We start from the raw sequence: 2,407 nt of genomic DNA on the forward strand, positions 1-2,407 counted from the left end.
GAATGTGGAGCCGTAGCGAAAGCGAGTCTGAATAGGGCGTTGAGTATTTGGTCGTAGACCCGAAACCAGGTGATCTACCCTTGGTCAGGTTGAAGTTCAGGTAACACTGAATGGAGGACCGAACCGACTTACGTTGAAAAGTGAGCGGATGAACTGAGGGTAGCGGAGAAATTCCAATCGAACTTGGAGATAGCTGGTTCTCTCCGAAATAGCTTTAGGGCTAGCCTCAAGTGATGATTATTGGAGGTAGAGCACTGTTTGGACGAGGGGCCCCTCTCGGGTTACCGAATTCAGACAAACTCCGAATGCCAATCAATTTAACTTGGGAGTCAGAACATGGGTGATAAGGTCCGTGTTCGAAAGGGAAACAGCCCAGACCACCAGCTAAGGTCCCAAAATATATGTTAAGTGGAAAAGGATGTGGCGTTGCCCAGACAACTAGGATGTTGGCTTAGAAGCAGCCATCATTTAAAGAGTGCGTAATAGCTCACTAGTCGAGTGACACTGCGCCGAAAATGTACCGGGGCTAAACATATTACCGAAGCTGTGGATTGTCCTTCGGACAATGGTAGGAGAGCGTTCTAAGGGCGTTGAAGCATGATCGCAAGGACATGTGGAGCGCTTAGAAGTGAGAATGCCGGTGTGAGTAGCGAAAGACGGGTGAGAATCCCGTCCACCGATTGACTAAGGTTTCCAGAGGAAGGCTCGTCCGCTCTGGGTTAGTCGGGTCCTAAGCTGAGGCCGACAGGCGTAGGCGATGGATAACAGGTTGATATTCCTGTACCACCTAGTATCGTTTTAATCGATGGGGGGACGCAGTAGGATAGGCGAAGCGTGCTGTTGGAGTGCACGTCCAAGCAGTAAGGCTGAGTGTTAGGCAAATCCGGCACTCGTTAGGCTGAGCTGTGATGGGGAGAGGAAATTGTTTCCTCGAGTCGTTGATTTCACACTGCCGAGAAAAGCCTCTAGATAGATAACAGGTGCCCGTACCGCAAACCGACACAGGTAGTCAAGATGAGAATTCTAAGGTGAGCGAGCGAACTCTCGTTAAGGAACTCGGCAAAATGACCCCGTAACTTCGGGAGAAGGGGTGCTCTTTAGGGTTCACGCCCAGAAGAGCCGCAGTGAATAGGCCCAAGCGACTGTTTATCAAAAACACAGGTCTCTGCTAAACCGTAAGGTGATGTATAGGGGCTGACGCCTGCCCGGTGCTGGAAGGTTAAGAGGAGTGGTTAGCTTCTGCGAAGCCACGAATCGAAGCCCCAGTAAACGGCGGCCGTAACTATAACGGTCCTAAGGTAGCGAAATTCCTTGTCGGGTAAGTTCCGACCCGCACGAAAGGCGTAACGATTTGGGCACTGTCTCAACGAGAGACTCGGTGAAATCATAGTACCTGTGAAGATGCAGGTTACCCGCGACAGGACGGAAAGACCCCGTGGAGCTTTACTGTAGCCTGATATTGAAATTCGGCACAGCTTGTACAGGATAGGTAGGAGCCATTGAAACGTGAGCGCTAGCTTACGTGGAGGCGTTGGTGGGATACTACCCTAGCTGTGTTGGCTTTCTAACCCGCACCACTTATCGTGGTGGGAGACAGTGTCAGGCGGGCAGTTTGACTGGGGCGGTCGCCTCCTAAAAGGTAACGGAGGCGCTCAAAGGTTCCCTCAGAATGGTTGGAAATCATTCACAGAGTGTAAAGGCATAAGGGAGCTTGACTGCGAGACCTACAAGTCGAGCAGGGTCGAAAGACGGACTTAGTGATCCGGTGGTTCCGCATGGAAGGGCCATCGCTCAACGGATAAAAGCTACCCCGGGGATAACAGGCTTATCTCCCCCAAGAGTTCACATCGACGGGGAGGTTTGGCACCTCGATGTCGGCTCATCGCATCCTGGGGCTGTAGTCGGTCCCAAGGGTTGGGCTGTTCGCCCATTAAAGCGGTACGCGAGCTGGGTTCAGAACGTCGTGAGACAGTTCGGTCCCTATCCGTCGTGGGCGTAGGAAATTTGAGAGGAGCTGTCCTTAGTACGAGAGGACCGGGATGGACATACCTCTGGTGTACCAGTTGTCGTGCCAACGGCATAGCTGGGTAGCTATGTATGGACGGGATAAGTGCTGAAAGCATCTAAGCATGAAGCCCCCCTCAAGATGAGATTTCCCAACTTCGGTTATAAGATCCCTCGAAGATGACGAGGTTAATAGGTTCGAGGTGGAAGCGTGGTGACACGTGGAGCTGACGAATACTAATCGATCGAAGACTTAATCAATATTAAAATGTTTTGCGACGCAAAATCATTACTTACTATCTAGTTTTGAATGTATAACACATTCATTTGTCTGGTGACAATGGCAAGGAGGTCACACCTGTTCCCATGCCGAACACAGAAGTTAAGCTCCTTAGCGCCGATG

At 51.1% G+C, this 2,407-nt stretch carries 2 rRNA genes; both read left to right on the forward strand.

Annotated elements, in window-relative coordinates:
- Nucleotides 1–2,265, forward strand: a 23S ribosomal RNA gene (locus AC3WQX_RS12025); the annotation flags it as partial.
- 69 nt (nt 2,266–2,334) lie between these two features.
- A 5S ribosomal RNA gene (rrf, locus tag AC3WQX_RS12030) occupies nt 2,335–2,407 on the forward strand; the annotation flags it as partial.

Source organism: Staphylococcus sp. FW104-15G4D (assembly GCF_058790135.1).